5 protein-coding genes are annotated in these 26,886 nt (G+C 73.9%); 3 read left to right on the top strand and 2 right to left on the bottom strand.

Annotation, left to right across the window (positions count from 1 at the left end; genetic code table 11):
* Positions 1-9: 9 nt before the first annotated feature.
* On the bottom strand, positions 10-15,801 hold the full coding sequence (locus tag DFR72_RS24475) for a non-ribosomal peptide synthetase (RefSeq protein ID WP_090066818.1): 15,792 nt from the start codon (positions 15,799-15,801) through the stop codon (positions 10-12).
* Positions 15,798-22,289, bottom strand: coding sequence for a non-ribosomal peptide synthetase (locus DFR72_RS24470; RefSeq protein WP_170176379.1), 6,492 nt, complete (start codon positions 22,287-22,289; stop codon positions 15,798-15,800). Before DFR72_RS24470 ends, DFR72_RS24475 begins: the two co-directional genes overlap by 4 nt.
* A 404-nt stretch (positions 22,290-22,693) precedes the next feature.
* Between DFR72_RS24470 and DFR72_RS24465 the strand changes: the two genes are divergently transcribed.
* The 3 genes from DFR72_RS24465 to DFR72_RS24455 are packed head-to-tail and all read left to right on the top strand — an operon-like array spanning position 22,694 to position 26,885.
* On the top strand, positions 22,694-23,389 hold the full coding sequence (locus DFR72_RS24465) for a thioesterase II family protein (protein ID WP_090066816.1): 696 nt from the start codon (positions 22,694-22,696) through the stop codon (positions 23,387-23,389).
* 6 nt (positions 23,390-23,395) lie between these two features.
* A complete protein-coding gene (locus tag DFR72_RS24460) occupies positions 23,396-24,220 on the top strand; it encodes an SDR family oxidoreductase (RefSeq protein ID WP_090066815.1) in 825 nt (274 codons plus the stop codon).
* A 13-nt stretch (positions 24,221-24,233) separates the two neighbouring features.
* Positions 24,234-26,885: a non-ribosomal peptide synthetase gene (locus tag DFR72_RS24455; protein ID WP_211335516.1), complete on the top strand. Its 2,652-nt coding sequence runs from the start codon at positions 24,234-24,236 to the stop codon at positions 26,883-26,885.
* Position 26,886: the final 1 nt, after the last annotated feature.

Below are 26,886 nucleotides of genomic sequence, written 5' to 3'. Positions count from 1 at the left end.
CTTCCCTCCTCACGGGCCAAGCTCCTCGCACAGGACCTGGCAGATCTCGGCTGCCGGCCGAGGCCGGTACATCTCGCCGTGCGCACTGGCGATGTCGCGCTCGCGGATCTCTCCGGTGGTGTAGGGCTCCCACAGCGGGCCGTAGGAACCGTGGGTGTTCGGCACCGCGTTGAAGAACACGATGTCGCCGTCGTAGACAGGGGACGTGAAGGCCGGCATCAGCCGGACGTGGTTGCCGATCACCGTGACGGCGTTGTCCACGAAGGACTCGGTGCCGGTGTTCGCGCCGGCGGTGGTGAGATGCTCGGCGAACCACTCGCGAACCTCGTGCGGGGTGGGCGCGGACTCGCCCGTGAGATAGCGCGCGGGGGCGCTGTCCAGCACGGCGAGCAGGCCGACCTCGTGCCCGCGCCGCCGCAGCTCGCACGCCAGGGCGTGGGCGAGCGTGCCGCCCACCGACAGGCCCGCGAGGTGGAACGGGCCCTGGGGCTGGACCGCGAGCACCTCGTCGGCGTAGTCGGCGACCATCTCCTCGATGGACGCGGGCAGCGGCGTCATGCCGTCGAATCCCTTGGCCTGGATGCCGTACGCGGGCCGGTCGGCGGGCAGACTGCCGGCGAGCCCCAGGTAGGGCCAGCAGATGCCGCCGCCGGGGTGGACCCACCACAGCGGTTCGCGGTCGCCTGTGTGCTTGATGACCAGCACCGGCCCGAAGGGGTCGAGAGGCGTCCCGGCCGCGAGCGCGGCTCCCGGTTCGAGCACCGCCGCGAGGTCCGCCGCTGTCGTCGCGGCGAACACGTCCTTGATCGGCACGTCCACGCCCAGCACCGCGGAGATCCGGTCGACCAGCCGGGTGGCGAGCAGCGAGTGCCCGCCGAGCGCGAAGAAGTCGTCGTCGACGCCGACCCGGTCGACGCCGAGGACCTCGGCGAACAACCCCGCGAGGATCTCCTCCCGCACGGTGCGCGGTGGCCGTCCCGCGCTCTGCGCCGTGTAGTCCGGCGCGGGCAGCCTGCGCCGGTCCACCTTCGAGCTCGTCGTCAGCGGGATCGCCTTGAGCAACACCACGGCGGACACGACCATGTAGTCGGGCAGCCTGCCGCGCAGGTGCTCGCGCAGCCCGGCGGCCAGCCCCGGCGCCGGGGTCCCGGACGGGACGACGTACGCGACCAGGCGCCGGTCACCCGCCGAGGTGTCGACGACCACCGCCGCCCTCCGCACGTCCTCGTGCGCCAGCAGCACGGCCTCGATCTCGGCGAGCTCCACCCGGAAGCCGCGCAGCTTCACCTGCTGGTCGAGGCGGCCGAGGAACACCAGCTGGCCGTCCTCGCCGAGCGAGACCACGTCACCGGTGCGGTACATGCGCTCGCCGGGCATTCCGAAGGGGCTGGGGAGGAAACGCTCCGAGGTCAACCCCGGCCGGCCGACGTAGCCGCGGGCCACACCGCTGCCCGCCACGTACAGCTCGCCCGCCACCCCTGCGGGCACCGGACGCAGCGCGTGGTCGAGCACGTGCAGGCGGGTACCGGGAACGGCGAGGCCGATCGGCAGGTCGCCCGCGCCGGGGGTAAGCGGCAGGCTCATGGTGGCGCAGGCGGTGGTCTCGGTCGGCCCGTAGACGTTGGTGACCCGCCGCCCCGGCGCCCACCTCGCCACCAGCTCCGGTGGCGTCACCTCGCCGCCGACCACCAGTGACTCCACAGTGGACAGTGCGTCGGCCGGCAGCGTGGCGAGCACGGCGGGCGGGATCATCGCGTGCGTGACGCGGTGCGCGTCGATGGTGCGCGCGAGCCGTTCACCCGCGGTGAGCGCCTCGCGGTCGGCCAGCACGATCGCGGCACCGCTCAGCAGCGCGGTGAACAGCTCGCACAACGAGACGTCGAAACTGGCGGAGGCGAACTGGAGCATGCGGCTGTCGCCGGTGACGCGCATCCGTTCGACGTGCCCCGCCGCCAGTGCGGCGATGCCCCGGTGCGGCACCGCGACACCCTTGGGCCTGCCGGTGGAACCCGACGTGTAGATCACGTAGGCGGTGTTGTCCACGTGCACGGCGGGTTCGACCACCTCGGCGCCGCCGTCCCGCCCGGCGGCGTCCACCCGCAGCGCGGGAGCAGGCAGGAACGCGAGGCCCGCCGCCGTCGCCTTGTCGACGAGCACGAGCACGGCATCCGCGTCCTCGGTCATGTACCGGATCCGGTCGGGTGGCAGCGCGTGGTCGATCGGGAGGTAGGCGGCCCCGGCGCGCATCACCGCGAGCAGCGCGACGACGAGTTCGGGCGAGCGGCGCAGCCCGGCCGCGACCACGGACTCCGGTCGAACACCGCGCCGCACCAGGTCGCGGGCCAGCGCCGCGGACCGCTCGTCCAGTTCCCGGTAGGTGAGCACCCGGTCGCCGAACACCACCGCCTCGGCCTCGGGGGTCGCGGCGGCCTGCTTGCCGAACAGCACCGGCACCGTCTCCTCGACGGGCGCCCGCTTCGAGCCGTCGGTCCTGGCCAGCACGGCGGCGTGGTCCACCGGGTCGACCAGGCCGATCGCGCCGACCGGGGTGTCCGGCGCGGTGGCGACCAGCCGCAGCACGGTGCCGAGCCGCGCCAGCACCGCCTCCGCGTAGCCGTCTCCGAACAGGTCGCGCTGGTAACGCAACACCAGGCGCAGCAACGGATCCGCGCTCGCCGACACGCCCATCCCGTAGTGCGTGCCGTTGTCGGCGGTGATCGTGGTGATCACGACCTCATCCGGCGCCCGCTCCGGTGCGCCGCCGACGGGGAACGACTCGAAGACGGTGGTGGTGTCGAACAACGCGGGAAGCCCGAGCGCCCGCTGCACGTCGGGCAGCCCCGTGTGGTGGTGGTCGAGCAGGGCGGCCTGCTGCCGCTGGACCGCGGCGAGCACGCCGGCAAGCGTGTCCCACGGAGTGTGCCGGACCCGGACGGGAACGGTGTTGATGAACAACCCGACCATCTCGTCCACCCCGGGCACGGCCGCGTCCCTGCCGGAGACGGTGGTGCCGAACACGACGTCGTCACGACCGGTCAGCGCCGACAGGACCAGGCCCCAGGCGGTCTGCACGACGGTGTTGAGGGTGACGCCCAGCTGCGCGGCCCTTGCGGCGAGGGCGGCGGCCACGTCCGCGGACAGCGGCACCTCCAGCTCGCGGGCGCCGGCCGGGTCCCGTCCTGCGGCGGCGTCGGTGAGGGGCGTCGGCTCTTCGAGCGCCTCAGCCCGCGCCACCGCACCGGTCCGCCTCCCGGCGGCCAGCAACGTCGGCTCATCGACACCGTCCAGCGCCTCCGCCCACGCCGCCACTCCGGCTTGGCGGTCGCGGGCGGCCAGCCAGGCGAGGTAGTCGCGGTACGGGGGTGCGGGTGCGAGTGCGTCGCCCCGGTGCAGTGCGAGGAGGTCGCGCACCAGCACCGGCACCGACCAGCCGTCCAGCAAGGCGTGGTGCACGGTGAGGACGAGCCGGGCGGCGTCGTCGGCCAGCCGTACGAGGGTGACGCGCAGCAGCGGCGGGACGGCGGGGTCGAGCCTGTCCCGTGCGTCCTCCGCCAGGAACGCCGCGAGCCGGTCGTCCGCGTCGGGCAGACCGCGCAGATCGAACTCGTGCCACGGCAGCCGGACAGCGCCGCACACGACCTGCAGCTGTTCGCCGGAGACCGCTCTGGCGAACGCGACCCTCAGGTTGTCGTGCCGGTCCAGCAGTGCCTGGGCGGCGGCGTGGAGCCGGGGCGGGTCGATCTCGCCTTCCACGTGCGCCACCAGTTGCATCTGGTAGACGTCCACACCGCTCGTGACCATCGACTCGAACAGCAGGCCGGACTGCAGCGGTGTCACCGGCCACACGTCGGTGGCGCCGGGATGACGAGCGCTGATCGCGTCGACCTCGCGCCCGCTCAGCCTGACCAGGGACAGGTTCGCGGCGGACAGGCCGTGTGCCTGGTCCGCGGCGTGGCGGGCGATGCCGGACAGCGCCGTCAGCCAGGCTTCCGCGACCCGCTGGGCCAGCTCAGCCGGCACCACCGCCGAGGCGAAGTCGAACCGGGCCGTCAGACGGGAACCATCGGCGGCGTCGGTGACGAACGCGTTGACGTCGAGCACCGCCAGTGCGGGCATGTCGGCGTCGAAGCCGACCTCGACCGATGCCGCCGCGTCGAGGTCCTGGGCGAACCCTGCCGCGCGCTGCTCCTCCGGGAAGCCCGACTCGGCGTGCCTGCCGAGGTAGTTGAACCCGACTTGGCCGAGCGGCGCGCCGGCCAGTTCGGCCCCGGTCTCCTCGTTCAGCCAGCGCAGCACACCGAACCCGGCACCGCGGCCGGGCAGCTCGGTGAACGCCCTGCGGACCCGCGCGACGACCTCGCCCGCGGCCGCCCCGCCGGCTGCCACGTCGGGCAGCGCCGTTGCGGAGACGTCGACGCGGACGGGGAACGTGCTGGTGAACCAGCCGACCGTGCGGCTGAGGTCGGCACCGGGCACGAGGTCTTCCTCGCGGCCGTGCCCCTCCACCCGCACCAGCACCGAGCCGGCGGGTTCCGCGCGCACGGCCGCCACGGCGACGGCCAGTCCCGCGAGGAGCGCGTCCTCCACGCCGCAGTGCAGCGCGGCGGGCACGGCGGCCAGCAACGTCCGGGTCGTCTCGGCGGGTACCTCGACGGTGAACCCGCGCACGGTGGAACGCACGTCCAGTGCGGGGTCGAGGTCACGCGTGCCGAGCAGCACGTCGCCGCCGGCGAGCACGGACCGCCAGTGGTCCATCTCCGCGACCCTGTCCTGTGCCGACTCGAGCAGGCCGTGCATCCAGCGCCGCAACGACGTGCCGACGGCCGGCAGCGCGGGGGCCCGGCCCTCGAGCACCCGTGCGCAGGCGGCCGCGAGGTCGGGCAGCAGCACCTGCCAGGACACCGCGTCCACCACGAGGTGGTGGACCGCGACGACGAGCCGGTTCGCCGACGGCACGCTGACGCAGCGCAGCACGGCGCCCTCGGCCGGGCGCAGGCCCGCGACCGCGGTGTCGGCCGCCGCCTGCAGGTCGTCACCGGGCACCGTGGTCAGCAACGCCGAGGCGTCGACCGACCCTGCCGGGCCGATCAGCAAGCCCTCACCGGTGAGCCGGGCGCGCAACGCGTCGTGCCGGTTCACCAGCGCGGCCAGCGCCGCCGTCAGCACGGTCTCGTCCAGGCCGGGCGGCACGCGGAGCACCGACACCATCGCGAAGCGGTCCAGACCGCCACCGCGTTCGACGACGAACCGGGCCATCGACGGCAACGGCACCAGGCCCGTCCCGCCGCCGGGCAGCTCGGCGAGCGCGGGTCCCCCGCGGGCCTCGGCAGCCGCGAGAGCGAGCCCGGCGACCGTGCGCCGTTCGAACACCTGGCGCGGCGTCACCACGATGCCGCGTGCCCTGGCCCGCGACACCACCTGGATGGAACGGATGCTGTCGCCGCCGATGAGGAAGTAGTCGTCGTCCACGCCGACCCGGTCCAGGCCGAGCACCTCGGCGACCACCTCGGCCAGCACCACCTCCACGTCCCCTTCCGGCGCGCGGTACGGGGCCCGCCCGGTGACCGGCTTCGGCAACGCGGCCGGATCGGCGGTCCCGTCCGCGAGGCGAGGAAGGGAACCCACGACGACGAACGACGACGGGACCGCGTGCGCGGGCAGCTGCTCGGCGGCTGCCTGGCGCAGCCGCGCGGTCGACAGCCGGTCCACGAGCTCCAGCCCGTCGCCGGTGTGCCGGGGTACGACGTAACCGACGAAGCCACCGTCGCCTCCCGCCGCGACCGCCGCGTCGGCGACACCGGGGAGCCCGGCCAGCACGGCCTCGACGGCATCGAGCGCGACGAGCTCACCGTTCACCGCCGCGACCCGCCCTGGCGCCCGCACCAGCTCACCGATCGGGGTGCCCGGATCGGTGACCAGCGTCGTGAGCACCGTGCGCAGCGAGGACGCGATGTCCTCGACCAGGTCGCGATCCACGACGTCGGTGGCGTACTCGAGGTGGCAGAGCACCTCCGAGCCCAGGTCGGTCAGGTTGAAGCACAGGTCGAACTTCGCGGTGCGCGTGTGCACCGCCTCCAGCCCCACCCGCAGGCCCGGCAGGCTGAAGGCGTCCGCCGACACCGCCTGCCAGGCGAACATCACCTGGAAGAACGGGTGCCTGCCCGGCGCCCGGTCCGGGTTGAGCAGCTCGACGAGCCGGTCGAACGGCACGTCCTGGTTGTCGTAGGCGTCCAGCGACCTCGCCCGCACCTGCGCGACCACGTCGGTGAACGCCGGGTCGCCCGCGAACCGCACCCGCAGCACCCAGGTGTTGAGGAAGAACCCGACGGAGTCGGCGAGCGCGGCGTCGGAGCGGTTGGCGATCGGCGAGCCGATGAGCACGTCGTCGCCGCAGAACCGGCGCAGCAGCACGGCAAGCGCCGCCTGCACCACCATGGGTGCCGTGGCTCCGTGCCGCGCCGCGAACGCGCGCACATCCGTCATCAGTGTGGCGTCCAGGCCGAATTCGACGGTGTCGCCCCGGCCGCTCGGCACGGCGGATCGCGCGCGCCCCGGCAGCGACAACGGCGGCGGCGGGTCGGCCAGCTCCTGCCGCCAGTGGCCGATCTGGGCCGCGGCGAGGCTCGCCGGGTCCTCCTCGGAGCCGAGGAGCTCCTGCTGCCAGAGCGTGTGGTCGGCGTACTGGACAGGAGGCTCGGCCCAGCAGGGCGCCATCCCGCGCAGCCGCGCCCCGTAGGCCGTGGCCAGGTCGCGCACCAGCGGCGGCATCGACTCTCCGTCGCCCGCGATGTGGTGCAGCAGGAGCAGCAGCACGTGCTCGCGTTCGCCGCGGCGGACGAGCGTCGCGCGCACCGGCAGGTCCGCGGCCAGGTCGAACACGTGCGCGGCCGCCTCGGCCAGCACGGCCCGCTCGTCGCCCGCGTCCACCACGGTCAGCTCGGCGACAGCGACGGACGGCGGCAGCACGACCTGGTGCGGTACCCCGTCGTCGTCCGTGTGCACGAGGGTGCGCAGGCTTTCGTGCCTGCCCACCACGTCCGACAGCGCCTCGCGCAGCGCGGCCGCGTCGAGCGGTCCGGTGAGACGCAGCGCGAACGGCAGGTTGTACGCAGCGGAAGGCCCGTGGAACCGGTCGATGAACCACACCCTGCGCTGCGCGGCCGAGAGCGGCACGCGCTCCGGGCGCACCGCGGCCCGTTCCAGCGGCGGCCGGCTCCTGGCTCCCTCCGTGATGCGCTCGGCCAGCAGCGCGGCGGTCGGCGCGTCGAACACGGTGCGGATCGGCACGTCGGCGCCCAGCTCGGCGCGCAGCCGGTTGACCAGCTTCGTGACGAGCACCGAATGGCCGCCCAGCGCGAAGAAGTCGTCATCGGCACCGACCCGTTCCGCCCCGAGCAGCTCGGCGAACAACCCGCACAGCAGCGCCTCACGCGGGGTGCGGGGAGCGCGGAACCCGGCCTCACCGCCGCCGAACCGGGGCTGCGGCAGGGCGGCGCGGTCGAGCTTGCCGTTGGCGGTGGCCGGGATCTCGGAGAGGAACACCAGACCGGCGGGAACCATGTGCTCGGGCAGCAGCCGCGCGGCGTGCGTGCGCACGTCGGCGGCGAGAGCCCGCTCGCTGCCCCAGCGCGGCCGCACCCGTGCCGCGATCGGCACCCGGGTCGGAACCGGACCGGGGCGCGTCGCGTGCACGGAGTGCATGCCGGTGCCCTCGAGCGCGTCGGTCTCCTCCACGGCGACGTCGAACCCGTTGTCGCACAACAGCTTTACGACCGTGGCCAGTCTGCCGTCCAGGTCGTGCACCTCGGCGACGACCTGTCCGATGATCGGCCAGTGTTCAGGTTCCACGCCGTGCAGCACGTCCAGCTCGGCCTTCTCCACGTCGAGCTTGAGCAGGTCGACCGACGTCAGCCCGTGCTCGCGGATCACCTGCGAGAGGGTGCGCACCGGCACCTCGACCCGGACGGACCGCAACCGGTCGGTCAGCAGCTCGTCGAGCCCGGTCTCCTCGCCGCCGGTCTGGTTGCGCACGACCCTGGCGAGCACCTCGCGGTCGGCGTCCTCGTCGGCGTAGCGGCCCGACATCATCGACATGTCCGGGTAGTAGGTGAACACCGCCGCGCCGGGGGTGCTGCCGAGGCCGCAGTCCAGCACGGTCGCGGTGACACCGTTGAGCACGAGGTTGGCCCGCAGCATCGCGGCCAGCTCGGGCACCGGTTCCACGGCGACGACGCGGCAGCCGGGCCGCTGGTCGCCCAGCAGCAACGAGAACATGCCGACGTGGGCGCCGACGTCGAGCACGCACGCGTCCTCCGGCAGCGTCGCGACCGCGTTCGCGTACTCGGCGCGGTCGAAGATCTCCCGGTGCAGGAAGTCCACACCGGACCGGTTGTGCGCCCAGACCGCCATGCCGCCGGGCAGTTCGTGCAGTTCCGCGTCGGGTTCGAGGCCGTCCGCGCGCAGCCGGGTCAGCGCGGCCACCGGGCCCGCAGTCGCGGCGGACGGGACGAGGTAAGCGGCGAGCGTCCGCTCCCCCGCCGCGGTCTCGTGCGGCAGGACGACGGCCTGGGCGACACCGGGGTGCCCGGCGAGCACGGACTCGATCTCGCCGAGCTCGACCCGCTGACCGCGCACCTTGATCTGGCCGTCCGCGCGGCCGAGGTGGACGAGCTCGCCCCGGTCGTCCCAGCGCACGACGTCGCCGGTGCGGTACAACCTGCTGCCCCGCCCGCGGAAGGGGTCGGCCACGAACCGGTCCGCGGTGAGCCCGGGCCTGCCCAGGTAGCCCCTGGCGAGCTGGACGCCCGCCAGGTACAGCTCGCCCGCGGTGCCCGGCGGCACCGGCCGCAGCCGCTGGTCGAGCACGTACACCCTGGTGTTCCACACCGGGGTGCCGATGGTGACGGTCCCCTCCTGCGCGACGGCGCCGGCGGTGACGTCGACGGCCGCCTCGGTCGGTCCGTAGAGGTTGTGCAGCGTTGCCGTGAGCACCTTCCTGCACTCATCGCGCAGGGTGTCCGGCAGTGGTTCACCACTGCAGATCACCCCGCGCAGCGAGGTGCACAGGGCGGCCGCGGGTTCGGCGAGGAACGCTCGCAGCATCGTCGGGACGAAGTGGACGAGGGTCACGCCCGCGCGCCGGACGGTCTCGGCCAGGTACGCGGGGTCGCGGTGCCCGCCGGGGCGTGCCACCACGAGCTCCGCACCGCAGAGCAGCGGCAGGAACAGCTCCCACACCGACACGTCGAACCCGGCCGGCGTCTTCTGCAGCACCCGGTCGCCGGGGCCGACGCCGTACTCGTCGCGCATCCACAGCAGCCGGTTGACGATCGCCGCGTGCTCGACCAGCACACCTTTCGGACTACCGGTGGAACCGGAGGTGTAGAGCAGGTACGCCGCGTTGCCGGGAGCCGGTGGCACCGGTTCTGCCCGCCGCCGCGGCAGCGGGCCGCCGACGACGAGCCGCCCCGGCACCTCCACCGGCGGTTCCTCCCGACCGGTGAGGGTCACCAGCGGCCGCGCCTCGCGCAGGACGTGCTCGATGCGCGCGGCGGGGTGGCCGGCGTCGATCGGCAGGTAGGCCGCACCCGCGCGGTGCACGGCGAGCAACGCCACGAGCAGCTCGGCCGACCGGGGCAGCAGCACACCGACGACGGTTTCCGGCCGGACGCCGAGCCCGGCCAGCGTGTGGGCGAGTGCGTCGACCTCGGCGTCCAGCTCCGCGTAGGTCAGGGTGCGGTCCTCGAAGGTCAGCGCGGGCGCCTCGGGGGTGCTCGCCACCTGGGCGGAGAACAGCGCGGGCAGCGTCGTCGCGAGAACCGGGTGGTCTGTGTCGTTCCACGTGCGGACGACCAGGTCGCGCTCGCCCGGCGTCAGCAGGTCGACGTCTCCGACGGCCAGTTCCGGCTCGGCGGCGACCTGGCTCAGCAGCCGCCCGAACCGGGCCGCGGTCGCCTCCGCCTCCGCCGCACCGACGACGTCGTGCCGGAACTGCAGCGCCAGCCGCAGCACCGGGTCCGCGTCGGCGACGAGGGCGAACGGGTAGTGCGACCCGCTGACCGGGCTCAGCCCGGTGATCGTGATACCGGAGGCCGTGTTGGCCTCCGCCAGTTCCGCCCGGTCGACCGGGAACGACTCGAACACGACCACCGTGTCGAACAGCTCGGGCAGTCCCACGGCGCGCTGGATCCCGGCGAGACCGCAGTGGTGGTGGTCGAGCAGCTCGGCCTGCCTGCGCTGCAGATCGGCTGCGACGTCGGCGAACCGCTCTCCTGGCCCGCCCGCGACCCGCACGGGCACGGTGTTGATGAACAGCCCGACCATCGTGTCGACACCGGGCACGTCGGCGGGCCTGCCCGACACGGTCGCGCCGAACACGACGTCGTCACGACCGGTGAGCTTGCCCAGCAGCACGCCCCACGCGGCCTGGACGAGCGTGTTGAGGGTGATGCCGAGGCGGGTCGCGCAGCCGGCCAGCGTGCGGGCGAGGTCTCCCGGCAGCGCGACGTCCACCTGTCCGACGTCGCCCGCCTCGGCACTGCCCGCGACGCCCCGCGCGAGCAGCGTCGGCTCGTTGACGCCCGCCAGTTCCCGCGTCCACGCCCGGACGGCGGCGTCCTGGTCCTGGCCCGCGAGCCAGCCGAGGAACTCGCGGTACTCGCGCACCCTGGGCAGCGCCGCGGCGTCACCGCCGGAGGCGTAGAGCCGCAGCAGGTCGCTCATCAGCAACGGCACGGACCAGCCGTCGAACAGCACGTGGTGCGCGGTGAGCACGAGCTCCGCGCGGCCGGCTCCGAGCGTGGCGAGCGTCAGGCGCAACAGCGGGGGGCGGGTGACGTCGAACGGGGTGCGCCGGTCCCGCTCGAGGTGCTCGTCCAGCACGCTCGCGGGCTGACCGGTGAGGTCGAGGTGCCGCCACGGCAGGCCGGCCCGCGCGGGCAGCACCTGGACGGGGTCACCGGCCGAGCTCGCGACGAACGCGCCCCTCAGCGGCGCGTGCCGGTCCAGCAGCGCCTGGCCCGCCCTGCGCATCCGTTCCGGGTCCACCTGCCCGGACAGGTGGAAGACGAACTGCACGTGGTAGGCGTCGGCGCCGGTCCCGGCGAGCAGGGCGTGGTAGAGCAGGCCGGACTGCAGCCCGGTGAGCGGCCAGACGTCCGCGAGTCCGGGGTAGCGCGACTCCCACTCCTCGATCTCCTGCTGCCGCAAGGACACCAGCGGCAGGTCCGAGGGGGTGCGGCCGCCCGCGGCCGGATCAGCCAGGTGCTCGCTGAGACCGCGTAGCGCTGAGCACCACAGGTCGATCAGCTCGGTGGCCGCCGCCGCGTCGAGCACGCCGCGCGGGTGGCTCACGCGGGCACGCAGGGAGAGTCCCTCGGCGGTCTCGATCGCCATCGCGTTGATCTCGAGCACGGCCATCGCGGGCATGTCGGGGTCGGGCACGGGGACGAGTTCGATGGTGTCCCCCGCCTGGGTCCAGCCGAGGCCGCGCAGGTTCTCCGGCATGTCGGCGGCGGCGTGGCGCCCCAGGTAGTTGAAGGCGATCTGACCGATTCCCGCACCTTCGAGCACCCGCGCGGTCTCCGGGTTCAGGTAGCGCAGGAGGCCGAACCCGATGCCCCGGTCGGGAACCGCGCGCAGCTGTTCCTTCACCGCCTTCACCGCGGCACCGGCCTGCGCTCCTCCGGCCAGCGCGTCGTCCACCCCGATCCCGGTGAGGTCCAGCCGCACCGGGTACATCGCGGTGAACCAGCCGACCGTCTGGGAGAGGTCGGCTCCCGGCACGACGGCGTCCTCGCGGCCGTGCCCCTCCATCTTGAGCAGCACCGACGGCACGCCGGCACCGCGGTCACGGCGCCAGCGCACGACGGCGAGCGCGAGTGCGGCGACCAGACCGTCGTTGACACCGCCGTGGAACCGCGCGGGCAGCTCGGTCAGCAGTGCCTCGGTGACCGGTGCCGCGACGGTCACCCAGTGGTGCTCGACGGTGCCGGCCACGTCGAGCACCGGGTCGAGCGGACGACTGCCCAGCAACGGATCCGGTCCGTCCACAACGGACTGCCAGAAAGCCAGCTCCGCGACGCGCCCCGGCCGCACCGCCTCCTCGGCGAGCGCGTGTGCCCAGCGCCGTGCGGACGTGCCGGACACCGCGAGCCCCGGCTGGGCGCCGGTGCGGACACGCGCCCACGCCGCGGCGAGGTCGGGCAGCAGGACGCGCCAGGACACGCCGTCCACGACGAGGTGGTGCAACACGATCAGCAACCGGCCGGCAGCCGGGCCCGCGTCGAACCAGACGTAGCGGGCGACGATCCCCGACTCGGGGTCGAGCCCGTCCGAGGCCTCGTCGAGCAGGGCGGCGGCGAGTCGTGCGTCCCAGCGCCCGCCCCACGGCACCCGGTGCACGAGCGCGCGGACGTTGACCGAGCCCTGCGGCGCGACCTCGAGGCCCGGCTCGGCCCCGGAGACAACCAGCCTGGAGCGCAGCACGTCGTGCCGGTCGGTGACGGCGTCGAGCGTCGCCACCAGCCCCGCCTCGTCGACGCCCTCCGGCAGGTCGACGACCACGGACATCGCGAAGCGGTTCCGGCCACCGCCCAGTTCCAGCAGGTAGCGAGCCACCGGCAGCAGCGGTGCCCACCCGGTGCCCCCGCCGGGCAACTCGGCCAGCACCGGCGTGTCTCCCGCGCGACCTTCCACCAGCTCGGCCAGCGCGGCGACCGTGCGCTGCCGGAACACCTCGCGCGGGCTGATCCCGACACCGCGGGCACGGGCGCGGGACACGACCTGGATGGAGCGGATGCTGTCGCCGCCCACGGCGAAGAAGTCGTCGTCCACGCCGACCACGTCCACCCCGAGCACCTCGGCGTAGACGGCCGCGAGCACCTGCTCGGTGTGGCCGTCAGGGGCGCGATAGGCCCCCACCGGTGCTTGGGGCTCCGGCAACGCGGCGCGGTCGACCTTGCCGCTCGGCGTCAGCGGCAGCTCGTCCACCACCACGAAGACCGACGGCACCATGTACTCGGGCAGGCGTGCGGCGACGAACGCCCGCAGCTCGCCCGCCGACAGGCCAGCCGTGAGGTCGACGTCCACGTCCACCAGGTCGGCGACGGTGCCGATACCGCCCACCTCGACCGGCACGACGTACGCGACGAGCCGTCCGTCCCAGACCCGTGCCGCGACCGCGGCGACACCGGGGTGCCCGCCGGTCACGGACTCCACCTCGGCCGGCTCGATCCGGATGCCGCGCACCTTCACCTGGTCGTCCGCCCGGCCGGCGAACACCAGCGCGCCGTCGGCGACCCGTCCCAGGTCGCCGGTGCGGAACATCCTCCCGCCGCTCCCGGCGGGATCGGCGACGAACCGGCCGGCGGTGAGCCCGGGCCGATCGCGGTACCCGCGGCCGACGGACGCCCCGCCGACGTAGATCTCACCGGTCACACCCGGTGGCACCGGTGCGAGCGCCTCGTCCAGCACGTGGATCCGCACACCGCCGATCGGCGCGCCGACGGGGGCCAGCCCGACACCTCCGGTGCGCTCCACCACGCCGAGGGACGCGTAGTAGGTCTCGCTCTGCCCGTAGGCGTTCACCACCCGCGCGGCGGGGAAGACACGGCGGACGGCGTCGGCCACGGCCCACGTCAGGCCCTCACCGGCGAAGACCACCCCGGTCACCGGGGCGTCCGGAGCGTCGACGCCGGACAGCAGCAGGTTCAGCACCGACGGCACACCGCTGAGCACCACCGGCCCGCCGGAGAGCCAGTCGTCCCGCTCCCCGAGCTCCAGGACGTCGCGCACCAGCTCGACGCGGCCGCCGGCCGAGAGCGTCGCGAGCAGCTCGAACACCGACACGTCGAACCCGATCGACGCGCCGGCGAACACCCTGGTGCCCGTCTCGATGCCGGACACCGCCGCCAGGTCGGGCAGGCAGGTCACGATGTTGCGGTGGGCGATCACCACGCCTTTCGGCACCCCGGTCGAACCGGAGGTGTGCAGGACGTAGGCGGTGCTGTCGGGATGGACGGCCGGCTCCGCGCCGGCCGGGGTGGTCCTCACGTCGTCGAACAGGACGTGCGGCACACCGAGGTCCGGGAGCTCGGCGAGCGCTCCCGGTTCGGTCAGTGCCAGCACGACACCGGCGTCCGCGACGGCGAACCGCAGCCGCTCGCTGGGAAACCGCGGGTCGACGGGCAGGTAGCCGGCACCGCAGCGCAGGACGCCGAGCAGCGCCGCCACCAGATCGGCCGAGCGCGGCATCGCCACGGCGACGAGCGACTCCGGCCCCACCCCCGCCGCGCGCAGCCCCGCCGCGACGCGGGCGCTCAGCTCGTCCAGCTCCCGGTAGGTCAGGGTGAGCCCCGCGTCCGCGACCGCGACGGCGTCCGGGGTCAGCCGCACCTGGCGGCCGAAGACCTCTGGCACGGTCACAGGCGCGGCGGGGTCGTGCGGGCGGGCGGTGTCGTTGAAGCGGTCGAGCTCGGCCCGTTCGCGCGGCAGCAGCACGCTCACCGCGCCGGCACGGGTGGTCAGGCCGGCGGCGAACTGCTCGGCGACCCGTACGAAGCGGTCGGCGAGACCGGCGACGGTCGCCCGGTCGTACAGGTCGGTCGAGTACTCGAGAGTGCAGCGCAGCCCGTCACCGTGCGGGGCGAAGTTGAACTCGAGGTCGAACTTGGCCGTGTCGGTGGGCACCACGCGCAGCACGGCAGGCGCACCGGCCATGTCCAGCGGCACCGACTCGGCCGTCTGCCAGGTGAGCATCACCTGGAACAGCGGGTGCGCGGCCACCGAGCGTTCCGGGTTCAGCGTCTCCACCAGCTGCTCGAACGGCAGGTCCTGGTGGTCGTAGGCGGCCAGCGCGTGCGCGCGGACCCGGCGCAGCACCTCGGCGAGCGAAGGGTCGTCGCCCAGGTCGACGCGCAGCACCCACGTGTTGACGAAGAAACCGACCAGGTCCGCCAGCTCCGGTTCCACCCGCCCCGCGACGGTGGACCCCAGCACCACGTCCTTCCCGCCCCCGAGCCGGGACAGCAGCACCACGAGCACCGCCTGCGCCACCATGGCCCGCGACATGCCGTGCGCGCGGGCGAGGTCGCCGAGCGCACCGGTCAGCACGGCGTCCAGCTCGAACTCGACCCGCGCTCCCCTGCCGGACACCACCGCGCCCCGCACGCGGTCACCCGGCACCGACACCACACCGGGGGCACCGGCGACCACGTCCCGCCAGAAGTCCAGTTGCCGCGCGGCGACCTCCTCCAGGAGCTCCTGCTGCCACATGGCGAAGTCCCCGTACTGCACCGCGAGGTCGCCCCACACCGGGGCTGCGCCAGCCGACCTGGCCCGGTAGGCCGCGGACAGGTCCGCGGCCAGCGGCCCCATCGACTCGCCGTCCGCCGCGCAGTGGTGCACGACCAGCACCAGCACCCACGCCGACTCGTCCCGGCGCAGGACTCCGGCGCGGATCGGGATCTCGTCGGCGAGGGCGAAGTGGCGAGCGGACCACTCCGCGACGACCGAGTCCTCCGTGCGCCCGGCGTCCTGACCTGTCAGGTCGACCAGGGGGATGTCGAGCACGAGGTCGTCCACGGGAACCACGTGCTGCCAAGGGACACCGTGCTCGTCGGCGACGAGCAGCGTCCGCAGGCTCTGGTGCCGTACCACGACGTCGTGCACGGCGGCCCGCAGCGCGGTGACGTCGAGCGGACCGCGGGCCTCCACCACGAACGGCAGGTTGTACCGCGCGGACGGACCCTCGACCTGGTCGAGGAACCACAGCCTGCGCTGCGCGTACGACAGGGGAATCACGCCACACCACCACCTGAGGGGACCTGGCGCCGCAGCCTCGGGCGCACCACCTTCGCCGGCACCAGTTGCGCGGCCAGCGCCGCGACCGCGGGGTGGTCGAAGACCTTGCTCACGGCGACGTCGCTACCGAGCTCGGCCCTGATCCGGCCCACCAGCCGCGTCGCGAGCAGCGAATGCCCGCCCAGCAGGAAGAAGTCGTCGTCCAGCCCCACCCGGTCAACCTCCAGCACCTCGGCGAACAGGGCGCACAGCACGCGTTCGTCGTGCGTGCGCGGTGCGCGGTAGGCGCTGGACGGCGCGACGACCGGCTCGGGGAGCGCACCGCGGTCGATCTTGCCGGTGGGCGTCAGCGGCAGCTCGTCCACCGCGACGAACACCGACGGCACCATGTACTCCGGCAGCCGACCGCCGGCGAACGCGCGCAGCTCGGCCGCCGCGACACCGGACGTCACGTAGGCCACGAGCCGCCCGTCCCACACCCGCACGGCCGCCGCGCCCACCAGCGGGTGCGAACAGAGCACGGACTCGACCTCGCCGGGCTCGACCCGGACGCCGCGCACCTTCACCTGGTCGTCCGCCCTGCCGACGCACTCCAGCACGCCGTCGACGACACGCCCGAGGTCTCCGGTGCGGAACACCCGCCCACCGCCCCCGGTGGGATCGGCGACGAACCGGTCCGCGGTCAGCCCGGGACGTCCCCGGTACCCGCGGCCCACCGACAGACCGCCGACGTGCACCTCACCGACGACACCCGGCGGCACCTCGGCCAGCCACGGGTCGAGCACCAGCACGCGGACGGCGTCGAGGGGGGCGCCGACGGGGGCGAACCCGGAACCGCCCGGATCCACCGCGCCCATCGACGCGTAGAACGTCTCGCTCTGCCCGTAGGCGTTCACGACGCGCGCGCCGGGGAAGGCGCGGCGCACCCGCTCGACGAGCGCCCTGGGCAGGCCTTCACCGGCGAACACGACGCCGGCCACCCCGGGGTCGCGCCGCCGGCCGGAGAGCACGGCGCCCAGCACGGACGGCACCCCGCTGAGCACCACCGGGGCGCCGTCTCCGCCGAAGCCGTCCGCCAGTGCGAGCACGTCCTCGACGACCTCGACGACGCCACCCGCGCACAGCGTGACGAGCAGCTCGAACACCGACACGTCGAAGCTGACCGACGCGCCGGCGAGGACGCGCACGCCCGCGCCGATCCCGGCGCCGGCGATCAGTCCCGGCACGCAGGCGCACACGTTGCGGTGCGTGATCGCCACGCCCTTGGGCACTCCGGTCGAGCCGGACGTGTAGAGCACGTACGCGAGCTCGTCGGGGTGGACGGGCACGTCGGCCGCGAGCGGGGCGGCCGTGAGCGCGTCCGCGACGAACACGGCGGGCACCCCGTCCGAGGACAGGGCCCGCAGCACCTCGGGAGTGGTGAGCAGGGCGTGCGGGGCCGCGTCGCGCAGGACGAACTCCGAGCGCGCGCTGGGGAAGCGGGGGTCCACGGGCAGGTAGGCGGCACCGGCCTTGAGCACGCCGAGCAGTGCGGGCACGAGGTCGGCCGAGCGCGGCAGGGCGACGGCGACGAGGCTGCCCGGTCCGGTTCCTCCCGCGCGCAACGCCGCCGCGATCCGCGCGGCGCGTTCGCCGACCTCGCGGTAGGAGAGCCGGCGTTCACCCACGACCAGCGCGGTCGCGTCCGGCGTCCTGGCGGTCTGTGCGGCGACCAGGCGCGGGAGCGTGCTGTCGCCGAGCGCGCGGGGCGGCCGGGTGAACCGCGCGAGCGACGCGCGCTCGGACGGCAGCAACCGGTCGGGCTCGACCCCGCTGGCGAACCCCTCGACCACCTGGCACAGGCGGGCGGCGAGACCGGCGGCGACCGCGTGGTTCACGACGTCCCGCCGGTACCGCACCACGAACCGCAGTCCGCTGTCCTCGTCGAGGAACGCCAGCACCGTCACCGGGTAGTGGGTGCCGACCAGCGGCCGGAAGGCGGCGAACTCCATCCCGGCGGCGGCACCGAACGCCGCGATGGCGGCACGGTCCACGGGGAAGGACTCGAACGCGAGGTAGGTGTCGAACAGGGGTCCTGCGCGCCCTGCCTGCAGGTCCGCGAGCGGCACGTGCTGGAAGTCCAGCAGCGCGGCCTGGCGGTCCTGCAGCTCACGCGCGACGTCGCGGGTGGACGCACCGGGTGAGCGGCGGACCCGGACGGGCACGCTGCCCAGCAGGCATCCCACCACTCCGTCCACTCCGGGCAGTTCGGACGGCCGCCCGGAGACGGCGGCGGCGAACACCACGTCGCGCTGCCCCGTCATGGTGGCCAGCACGGACGCCCACGCGACCTGCACGAGCGTGTTGACCGTGACTCCCCACTCCGCCGCACGGCCGGTGAGCAGCCGGGTCGCGTCCGCGCCGAGCTCCGCACCGACGACACCGCCACCCGTCCGGGCACCGCGGTCGCCGGACAGGCGGGACAGCACGGGTGCGAGGAGCGCGGGCTCGGCGAACCCGGCCAGTTCCTCACGCCAGCGGCGCAGCGCCGCGGCCCGATCCTGCCCGCGATACCAGGCCAGGAAGTCGCGGAAGGCAGGTGCTCTGCGCGTGACGCCACCCGCGTACGCCCGCAGCACGTCCTCGAGCAGCAAGGCGAGCGACCACCCGTCGAACAGGGCGTGGTGGGCGGTCAGCACCAGTGACGCGCGCTCGCCCGTGCGGACCAGCATCGCTCGCAGCAACGGTGGTTCGGCGACGTCGAACCCGAGTGCCCGGTCCCGCGCCAGCAGCTCGGACAGCACGTCGTCGGCCACGTCGTCCCCAGACCACGGCGCACCGGTCACCGGTACCTCGCCCACCATCCGCAACGCGGCGGCGTCCCAGTCACGGGGTGCCTCGTGCTCCGGTGTCTCCGCGACGACCTCCCGCCACGGAACGGCGGTGCCCGCCACGACCACGGCGGCCATCTCCCCGGTCTCGGTGGGCACGAACGCCGACCACAGCGCGGGGTGCGCGGACACGGTGCGGGCCACGGCGTCCCGCAGCCGCCCGGCGTCGACGTCGCCCTCGAGCCGGACCGCGTACTGCACCACGTAGGGGTCGGTGCCGGGACCACCGGCGACGGCCGACTGGAACAGCAGGCCTTCCTGCAGCGCCGTCACCGGCCAGACGTCGACGACACCGCGGCCGGTCGCGCCGACGCCGTAGCGCCGTTCCCACGTCTCGATCTCGTGTTGCCGCACGGGCACCAGGGGCACGTCGGACGGCATCAGCCCGGCCGCCGCCGGGTGCGGCACGTGGGCGGCGAGCCCGGACAGCGCCGCGAGCCAGTGCTCGCTGAACGTGGTGAGCTCCTCGTGTCCCAGCACTCCGGACGGCGCGGTGAACACAGCGCTGAGCACCGGACCGGACGGGAGGTCCACCACCACCGAGTTGACGTCGACCTCGCAGAGGGCGGGCATCGCCGCGTCGTGCCCCGCATCGAACTCCGCGAGTTCCGGCACGTCGGCGATGTCGCGGGACAACCCGAAACCCATGCCCTCCAGTCCCGGCAGGTCCCCGCAGGCCACCCGGCCGAGGTGGTTGAAGCCGACCTGGCCGAGGTGCAGTCCGCCGAGCTCGGCGCGGCCGCGGTCGCTGAGGTACCGCAGCGCCCCGAAGCCGACACCGCGGTTCGGGGTCTCCGCCAGCGCCTGGCGCACCAGCCTGATCAACGCGCCCGCGTCCGGCGTCCCGGCGCAGGCGCCGGCGGGGTCGATTCCCGCGACGTCGAACCGGACGGGGAACAGGCTGGTGAACCACCCCACCGTGCCGGAGAGGTCGAACGGCTCACCGAGCACGTCCTCCTCCCTGCCGTGGCCTTCCATCCTGACCCGCACCGGCTCGTCCACGCGTTGCCCGAGCGCGGCCCGCCTGCGCAGCACCGCGAGCACGAGCGCGCCCAGCAGCACGTCCGCGGCGCCGCAGCGGTACGCCGCGGGCAGGGCCGTCAGCACTGCGCGGGCCAACTCCGGTGGCACCACCACGCGCACCCGGTGCACGGTCGACCGGACGTCCACGGCGGTGTCGAGAACGCGTGCACCGAACACGGGATCCGGGGTGCTGATCAGCGACCGCCAGCGATCCAGCTCGTCCAGCCACCGCCGCGCACCCGGCCGTTCCGGTTCGTCGACGGACCTCACCCCGGCGGTCAGCGCGCGCACCCAGGTGCCGAACCGCGCAGGCTCCGGCGGCAGCACGGGCGGGCGGCCCGCCCTCAGCTCACGCCAGGCGGTCGCGAGGTCGCGGGTGAGGATCCGCCACGAGACCCCGTCGACGACGCCGTGGTGCACTCCGAGCAGCAGCCTGCCCCGGCCGGACGGGGGGTCGAACCACACCGCGCTGAGCACGACACCCGCCGCCGGGTCGATCGCGTCCGCGAGTCCGTCCAGTTCGGACACGAGCAGAGTGCGCCACCGCGGAGAGCCGAAACCGTCCGCGAACGGCACGCGGCGCAGCGCCGGCGCACCCGCGCCGGTCACCTCCCACGCCTCACCACCGGGCAGCAGCCGTGCGCGCAGCATCGGATGCCGGGCCAGCACGGCGGCGAACACACCGGTCAGTCCACTGTGGTCGATGCCCTCCGGCAGCTCCAGAACGGCGGCCTGCATGAAGGTGGTGAACCCCGGCCCGCGCTCGCTCAGCCACCGCGTCACCGGGGACAGCGGAACCCGTGCGGTCTCCTCGTCACCGGTCACGACCGCCGGCAGGGCGTCCGTCGTGGCGACCTCCGCCATGGCCGCGACGGTCCGCGCACGGAAGACGTCCCGTGCGTTGATCACCACACCCAGGTCCCGCGCGCGGGAGGCGACCTGGATGGCTTGGATCGAGTCGCCGCCCGCGGCGAAGAAGTCCGCGTCCGCGCCGAACGTCCCGACGCCGAGCACCTCGCCGATCACGCCGGCGAGCAGGGACTCCGCCCCGGACCGTGGTGCGCGTCCAGCACCGGTGTCCCACAGGGGTTCCGGCAACAGCGTCCTGTCGACCTTGCCGGACGGCATCATCGGGAACCCGTCCACGACCACCACGGCCGAGGGGACCATGAACTCCGGCAGCCTCCGGCCGAGAAGTTCCCGGACGGTCGAGGAGAGGTCGTGCACCGCCTGGCCGGAAGCGGGCACGACGTAGCCGACGAGCCGTTTGCCGCCGGGTGTCTCGCGCACCACCACGACCGCCCGCTCCACGCCGGGCAGGGCGACGAGCGCCGCCTCCACCTCACCCGGTTCCACGCGGAAACCCCGGATCTTCACCTGGTCGTCGCCGCGGCCGCGGAACAGCAGCTCCCGCTGCGCGGTCAGCTCGACGACGTCGCCGGTGCGGTACATGCGCTCGCCGGGCTCAGCGGGACAGGCGACGAACCGCTCGGCGGTCAGCGCGGGACGTCCCGGGTAGCCGCGGCCGACCTGGGCGCCGCTGAGGTAGAGCTCACCGGGCACGCCCACTCCGACCGGGGTGAGCGCGTCGTCGAGCACGTGCGCGCGAAGCCCGTCGAACGGCAGGCCGATGGGGATGTTGCCCTCGACCGGCACGGCCGGGTCGACCAGCCGGGCGGTGGCGAAGACGGTGGTCTCGGTGGGACCGTAGACGTGCGAGAAAACCGTTGCGGGACAGGCGAGGAGTGCACGCTGGAACGACGCGGGCGAGACGCGTTCACCGCCGGTCCACACCTCGGTCACACCGGACAGGCAGCGCGGGTCCTCCTCGGCGAGGAGGTTGAAGTGCGCGGTGGTGAGGAAGACGGATGTGACCCCGTGCCGCGCGACGAGGTCCGCGAGCGTCGCGGGCTCCAGCTCGCTCACCGGCGAGACGACCACGGTGTTGCCGGTCAGCAGCGGAACCCACAGCTCGTACACCGACGCGTCGAACACCAGCGGTGAGTGCAGCAGCACGCGCGACTGCGTTGCGCCGCACCACCTCCGGTCCTGCGCGAGCGACACGACGTCGCGATGGCTGATGCCGATTCCCTTCGGCGACCCGGTCGACCCCGAGGTGTAGATGACGTACGCGAGCTGATCGGGACGCGGGGCGGACGGTGCGGCGCCGCTCGCCGTGTTCTCCAGCTCTGCCAACGTGATCCGCCGGCACGAACCGGGAAGGGCGGCGAGCTCGTCGTCCTTCCCGCCCGCCACCACGACGGCGGGACGCACGTCGTCGAACATCTGCCGGATGCGCACGGCGGGGTGCCCGAGGTCGACGGGCAGGTACGTGCCGCCCGCCTTCAGCACGCCGAGGAGCACGACCGCCAGGTCGGCGGACCTCGGCAGCACCACGCCCACCGGTGTCTCCGGCCCGACGCCGAGGCCCGCGAGCGCGGCGGCGACGCGCGACGACCGTTCGTCGAGCTCCCGGTAGGTCAGCACAACGCCGCCGGCCACCACCGCGGGCTTGTCCGGGGCGTCCGCCGTGCGCGCGGCGAACACCGCCGGAACCGACCGGCCCCGTCCGCCGTGCGGCGACCGCTCGTGCACATCAACCACCTGCCCCCGGGAAACTGAGTGATTCGGCGAGGTCGCCCACCTCCTTGTGCCGCACCGGAAACCCGGTACCGGCGGCCGTCGGCGGCACGACGGACCGAGCATCGTGGACACCGCTCGCACGCCACAAGGCACGCCGCCGGACAGGGCTGTCCCGTCGACAGGACACCGAACCAGCTTGACGAAACCCGTTGGGACAGCGGCGTTGTCCGTCTCCGCGACGACCGGCTCCGGTGTTGCCCGACCGCGTGGCGCTGCAATACGTTGCGAGCGGTCGCCCGACTCGGGCAGCGCGTCGAAACCCTCCCCTGAGCGCCGTTCTTCCTTGCGCCCGAAGGTATCGAGGCCCAGTCTGCACGGGCGACAGCACCTGTGCGCGAGCAACACTGGAGACGAGCATGGCATCGACCGCACTGCCCTTGGCCTGCCTGCCCTTCGCGGGCAGCGGAGCCGGGGTCTACCGCGCCTGGCGGCACCTGGACTCCGACGCGCTGCACATCGTCCCGATCCAACTGCCCGGCCGGGAGGAGCTCTACCTGGAAAGCGCCTTCATCGACGCGGTACGAGCGGCGCGGTGGCTGACACCGCGCGTGCTGGAGGCCGTGGGCGGGCAGCGGTTCGCACTCTTCGGGCACAGCCTCGGCGCGGTGCTCGCGTACGAGATCGCGCAGGAGCTGGCACGTACGGGCAACACGTCGTTGCAGCACGTGTACGTCAGCGGCTCCCCCGGACCCGGCCACGTCCGTGAGAACCAGGCGACCGGGCTCGACGACGAGGCGTTCCTGGCGCGGGTGCGGGAGTTCGCCGGCTACCGGCACAGCGCGCTGGACAGCCCTGACCTGCGTGAGCTGCTGCTGCCCACGCTGCGCAGCGACGTGGAGATGCACGAGAACTACCGCCCGTCGACGACGGAACCGCTGCGCGTCCCTGTGACGGCGTTGCGCGGCGTGGACGACACCCTGGTGACGGCCGAGCAGGTCCGCGGCTGGGAGGAGACGACGGTGAAGACGTTCACCCACGTCGAGCTGCCGGGAGGGCACATGTACCTCGTCGACGGCCCGGAGGCGCTGCTGAACGCGATCAGCGGAAGCTGACGCGACATGCGCCTGGAGAACAAGACCGCGATCATCACGGGGGCCGCGCGCGGGATCGGCCGCGAGTGCGCACTCCGTTTCGCCGAGGAGGGCGCGGACCTCGTCCTGCTCGACGTGGCGGCGGACATCGACGGCGTCGGCTACCCGATGGGCGGCCGCGACCAGCTCGACCACACCGCCGGTCTGTGCCGGGCGCTGGGCAGCGCGGTGCTCGCCGCCGCGGTGGACGTGCGCGACCTGGGCCAGGTCGAGGCCGCGGTCCGGTCGGCGGTGGACCGGTTCCACGCGATCGACGTGCTGGTGAACAACGCGGGCATCGCCGCACCGTCCGGCGCCGAACTGCACGAGATCACCGAACCGGACTGGGCGCTGATGCTCGACATCGACCTGACCGGGGCCTGGCGGATGATCAGGACGGTGGCACCGCTGATGGTCGGGCGACGCGCCGGCAGCATCATCAACATCTCCTCGACCGCGGGACTGGTCGGCTACCGGCGCTTCGGCGCGTACGTGGCGGCCAAGCACGGGCTGATCGGGCTGACCAGGGCCGCCGCGCTGGACTACGCGCCGTTCAAGGTGCGCGCCAACGCCCTGTGTCCCGGTTCGGTGCGCGACGACCCGATGGTCGAGGGGCGCATGCTCGCGGAGATCGCGCGGTCGCTGGACGTCCCGGCCGCCGAGCACGAGCGGGTGTTCGTGCGCGACCAGCCGATGAACGCGCTGATGGAACCGGGTGACGTGGCCGATGCCGCGCTCTGGCTCGCCGGCGACGGTTCCCGGCAGGTGACCGGGTCGGTGGTGGCGGTCGACGGCGGGTTCAGCAGCCGATGAGAGCGGAGTGACGATGACGAGCGCGGACGTCGACGACATGCGGGAGTGCCACAGCCTCGTGACCCCCGCCCCGGTCCGGCCGGACGAGCTGGCCGGCCGGACGGCACGGACGGCCGGACGGTGGCGAGCGCTCGAAGGAGTGCGGCTGTGGCCGTGCGAGGTGCCCGACGATGCGGTGGCGGACCGGACGCGCAGGGAAGCGTCCCGCCCGGTCGGGGATGGCGTGCGGGTGGTGCTCGTGCACAGCGCCAAGCAGGCGCGCCTGGTGCTGGTCGCCCGCCGGTCCGCGCTCTCCGAACGTGCCCTGCGCCTGCTCGCCTCCGCGGTGACCGGCGGCGAGCCCCTCGGTCCCGAACCGGAGCCCGGTTCACCGCCGCGCACCACGTCCGGTGGCGCGCCGGAGTGGGGTCTGGGCGACCGGACGCGCGCGGGCAGGCAGCACCGGCTCCCCGTCTCCGTCGCGGGTGACGAGAAGACGCTCCTCGCCGCCGCAGCCGTCACACTCTCCACCTACACGGAGTCCTCAACAGTCCACATCGGACTCAACGACGCGGTGCACCGCGTCGGCGTTCCGGACTCGCGCTCGGGCCTCGCGGACTTCGACGTCACACCCGGCGGTGACCGCGCCGACGTCGGGATCATCGTGTCCGGCGGCGGCGAGTACCTGCCCCGCCTCGCACCGCCGAACGCACTGACCCTGCACGGCGCGTTCGGTGGCGGCCGGTTCACCGGCTGGTGCCACTTCGACGAGGGAGCGGTCACACCCGCCGTCGCCGAGGCGTTCAGCCGCCACGTCGAACACGTCGCCGACCAGCTCGTGTCGGCGCAGGGCGAGCCTGGCGGCCACCTGTCCGCCGAGGCCGAAACGGCGGTGCTGGCGCTCGGCCGCACCCCCCTCACCGGGCCGGGCCTGACCGGGCGCATAGACCAGGTCGTGGCGGCTGTGGCCCGGTCGGCGCCGGACGCTGTCGCGGTCAGCGACGAGAAGACCGAGCTGACCTACCGGCAGCTCGACGAGCGGGCGACGCGCGTGGCGGCCGGGCTGGGCGTGCTCGGCGCCCGCCGGGGTGACCTGGTCGGCGTGTGCCTCGACCGCGGTACCGACCTCGTCGTCGCACTGCTCGGCGTGCTCAAGGCCGGCTGCGCCTACGTGCCGCTGGAGCCGCACAACCCGCCTGAACGGCTGCGGTTCATCGCCGAGGACGCCGGCGTGCGCTGGGTGGTGGGCACCCCGCCGCCGCTGCCGGGCATCACCGCCGTGGCGCTGCGCGACGTCGAAGCGCACGGCGAGGGCAGGGATCCGGAGGCGGCGGGATCCGATGAGGACACCGCGTACGTGATCTACACGTCGGGATCGACCGGCCGTCCCAAGGGAGTTCTGGTCCCGCACCGCAACGTCGTGGCTCTGATGAACGCCACCCGCGGCGAGTTCGCGCTGGGCGCGCGTGACACGTGGACGATGTTCCACTCCAGTGCCTTCGACTTCTCCGTCTGGGAGGTGTGGGGGTGTCTGCTCACGGGCGGTTCGCTGGTCGTGGTGTCGTACTGGGCCGCACGGGACGCGGAGGCGTTCCGTGCGTTGCTGGCGCGGAGGAAGGTCACGGTGCTGAGCCAGACACCCTCGGCGTTCACCCAGCTGATCCGCGCCGACCAGGAGGCGGATGACGGTCTCGCGGTCCGGCTGGTGGTGCTCGGCGGGGAGCCGGTGGACCTGCGCGGCACCGCGCCCTGGTTCGCCCGGTACCCGCACACCCGCTGCCGGGTGGTGAACATGTTCGGCATCACCGAGACCACCGTGCACGTGACGGCGCAGACCATCGGGCCGGCGGAGGTCGTCACGGGTTCCCGGTCGGTCGGCCGGGCATTGCCGGGGTGGTCGGTGTCGGTCCGGGACCAGGCAGGACAAGTGCTGCCCGTCGGGGCGCCCGGCGAGATCTGGGTCGGCGGCGCCGGTGTCGCCGAGGGGTACCTCGGCAGGCCTGAGCTGACGGCGGAACGATTCGTCACGGACCCGGTGGACGGCGAGCGCCGCTACCGCAGCGGCGACCGCGGCCGGCTGCGGCCGGACGGGCGGCTCGACCACCTCGGCCGCGTCGACAACCAGGTGAAGATCCGCGGCTACCGCATCGAACTGGACGAGATCCGATCCGTCCTGGTGAACGACGTGGGTGTCGCGGCCGCCGTGGTCACCGTCGGACTGGGCACGCCGGACGACCCGGCCAGCGCGCGCATCGACGCCTTCGTCGTGCTGCCCGGTGGCCGGGACGTCGGCGAGGTGTGGAGCGCGGTGCGCGGCCTGCTGCCCGAGTACATGGTGCCGTCGACGATCACCGCCATCCCCGCTTTGCCGTTGACGCCGAACGGCAAAGCGGATCTGGCGGCGCTGCCCGAGCCCGTGCTCGCGAGCCAGGCACGAGGGGAAGACACCGCCTGCGGGGACGACCTCGGCGGCAACGTCCTCGCCCTGTGGTCGGACGTGCTCAACACCGAGGTCAAGCGGGAGGACAACTTCTTCGAGCTCGGCGGCAACTCGCTGCTGGTCGAGCGCGTGCTGATCACCATGCGCTCGCGGCGGATGCCGAGGGTGTCGGTGCGCGAGTTCTACCTGAACTCGACGGCGGGTCAGTTCATCGACCTGGTGACCCGGCTGGGCGCCGGCGGGTGAG

Source organism: Lentzea flaviverrucosa (assembly GCF_003350445.1).
GTDB lineage: Bacteria > Actinomycetota > Actinomycetes > Mycobacteriales > Pseudonocardiaceae > Lentzea > Lentzea californiensis.
This window is presented reverse-complemented; position numbering and strand designations above follow the sequence as displayed.

Bases quoted from the DNA above. Each gene is read 5' to 3' on its own strand.
- DFR72_RS24465 (WP_090066816.1), top strand. From the start codon at position 22,694: ATGGCATCGACCGCACTGCCCTTGGCCTGCCTGCCCTTCGCGGGCAGC.
- DFR72_RS24460 (WP_090066815.1), top strand. From the start codon at position 23,396: ATGCGCCTGGAGAACAAGACCGCGATCATCACGGGGGCCGCGCGCGGG.
- DFR72_RS24455 (WP_211335516.1), top strand. From the start codon at position 24,234: ATGACGAGCGCGGACGTCGACGACATGCGGGAGTGCCACAGCCTCGTG.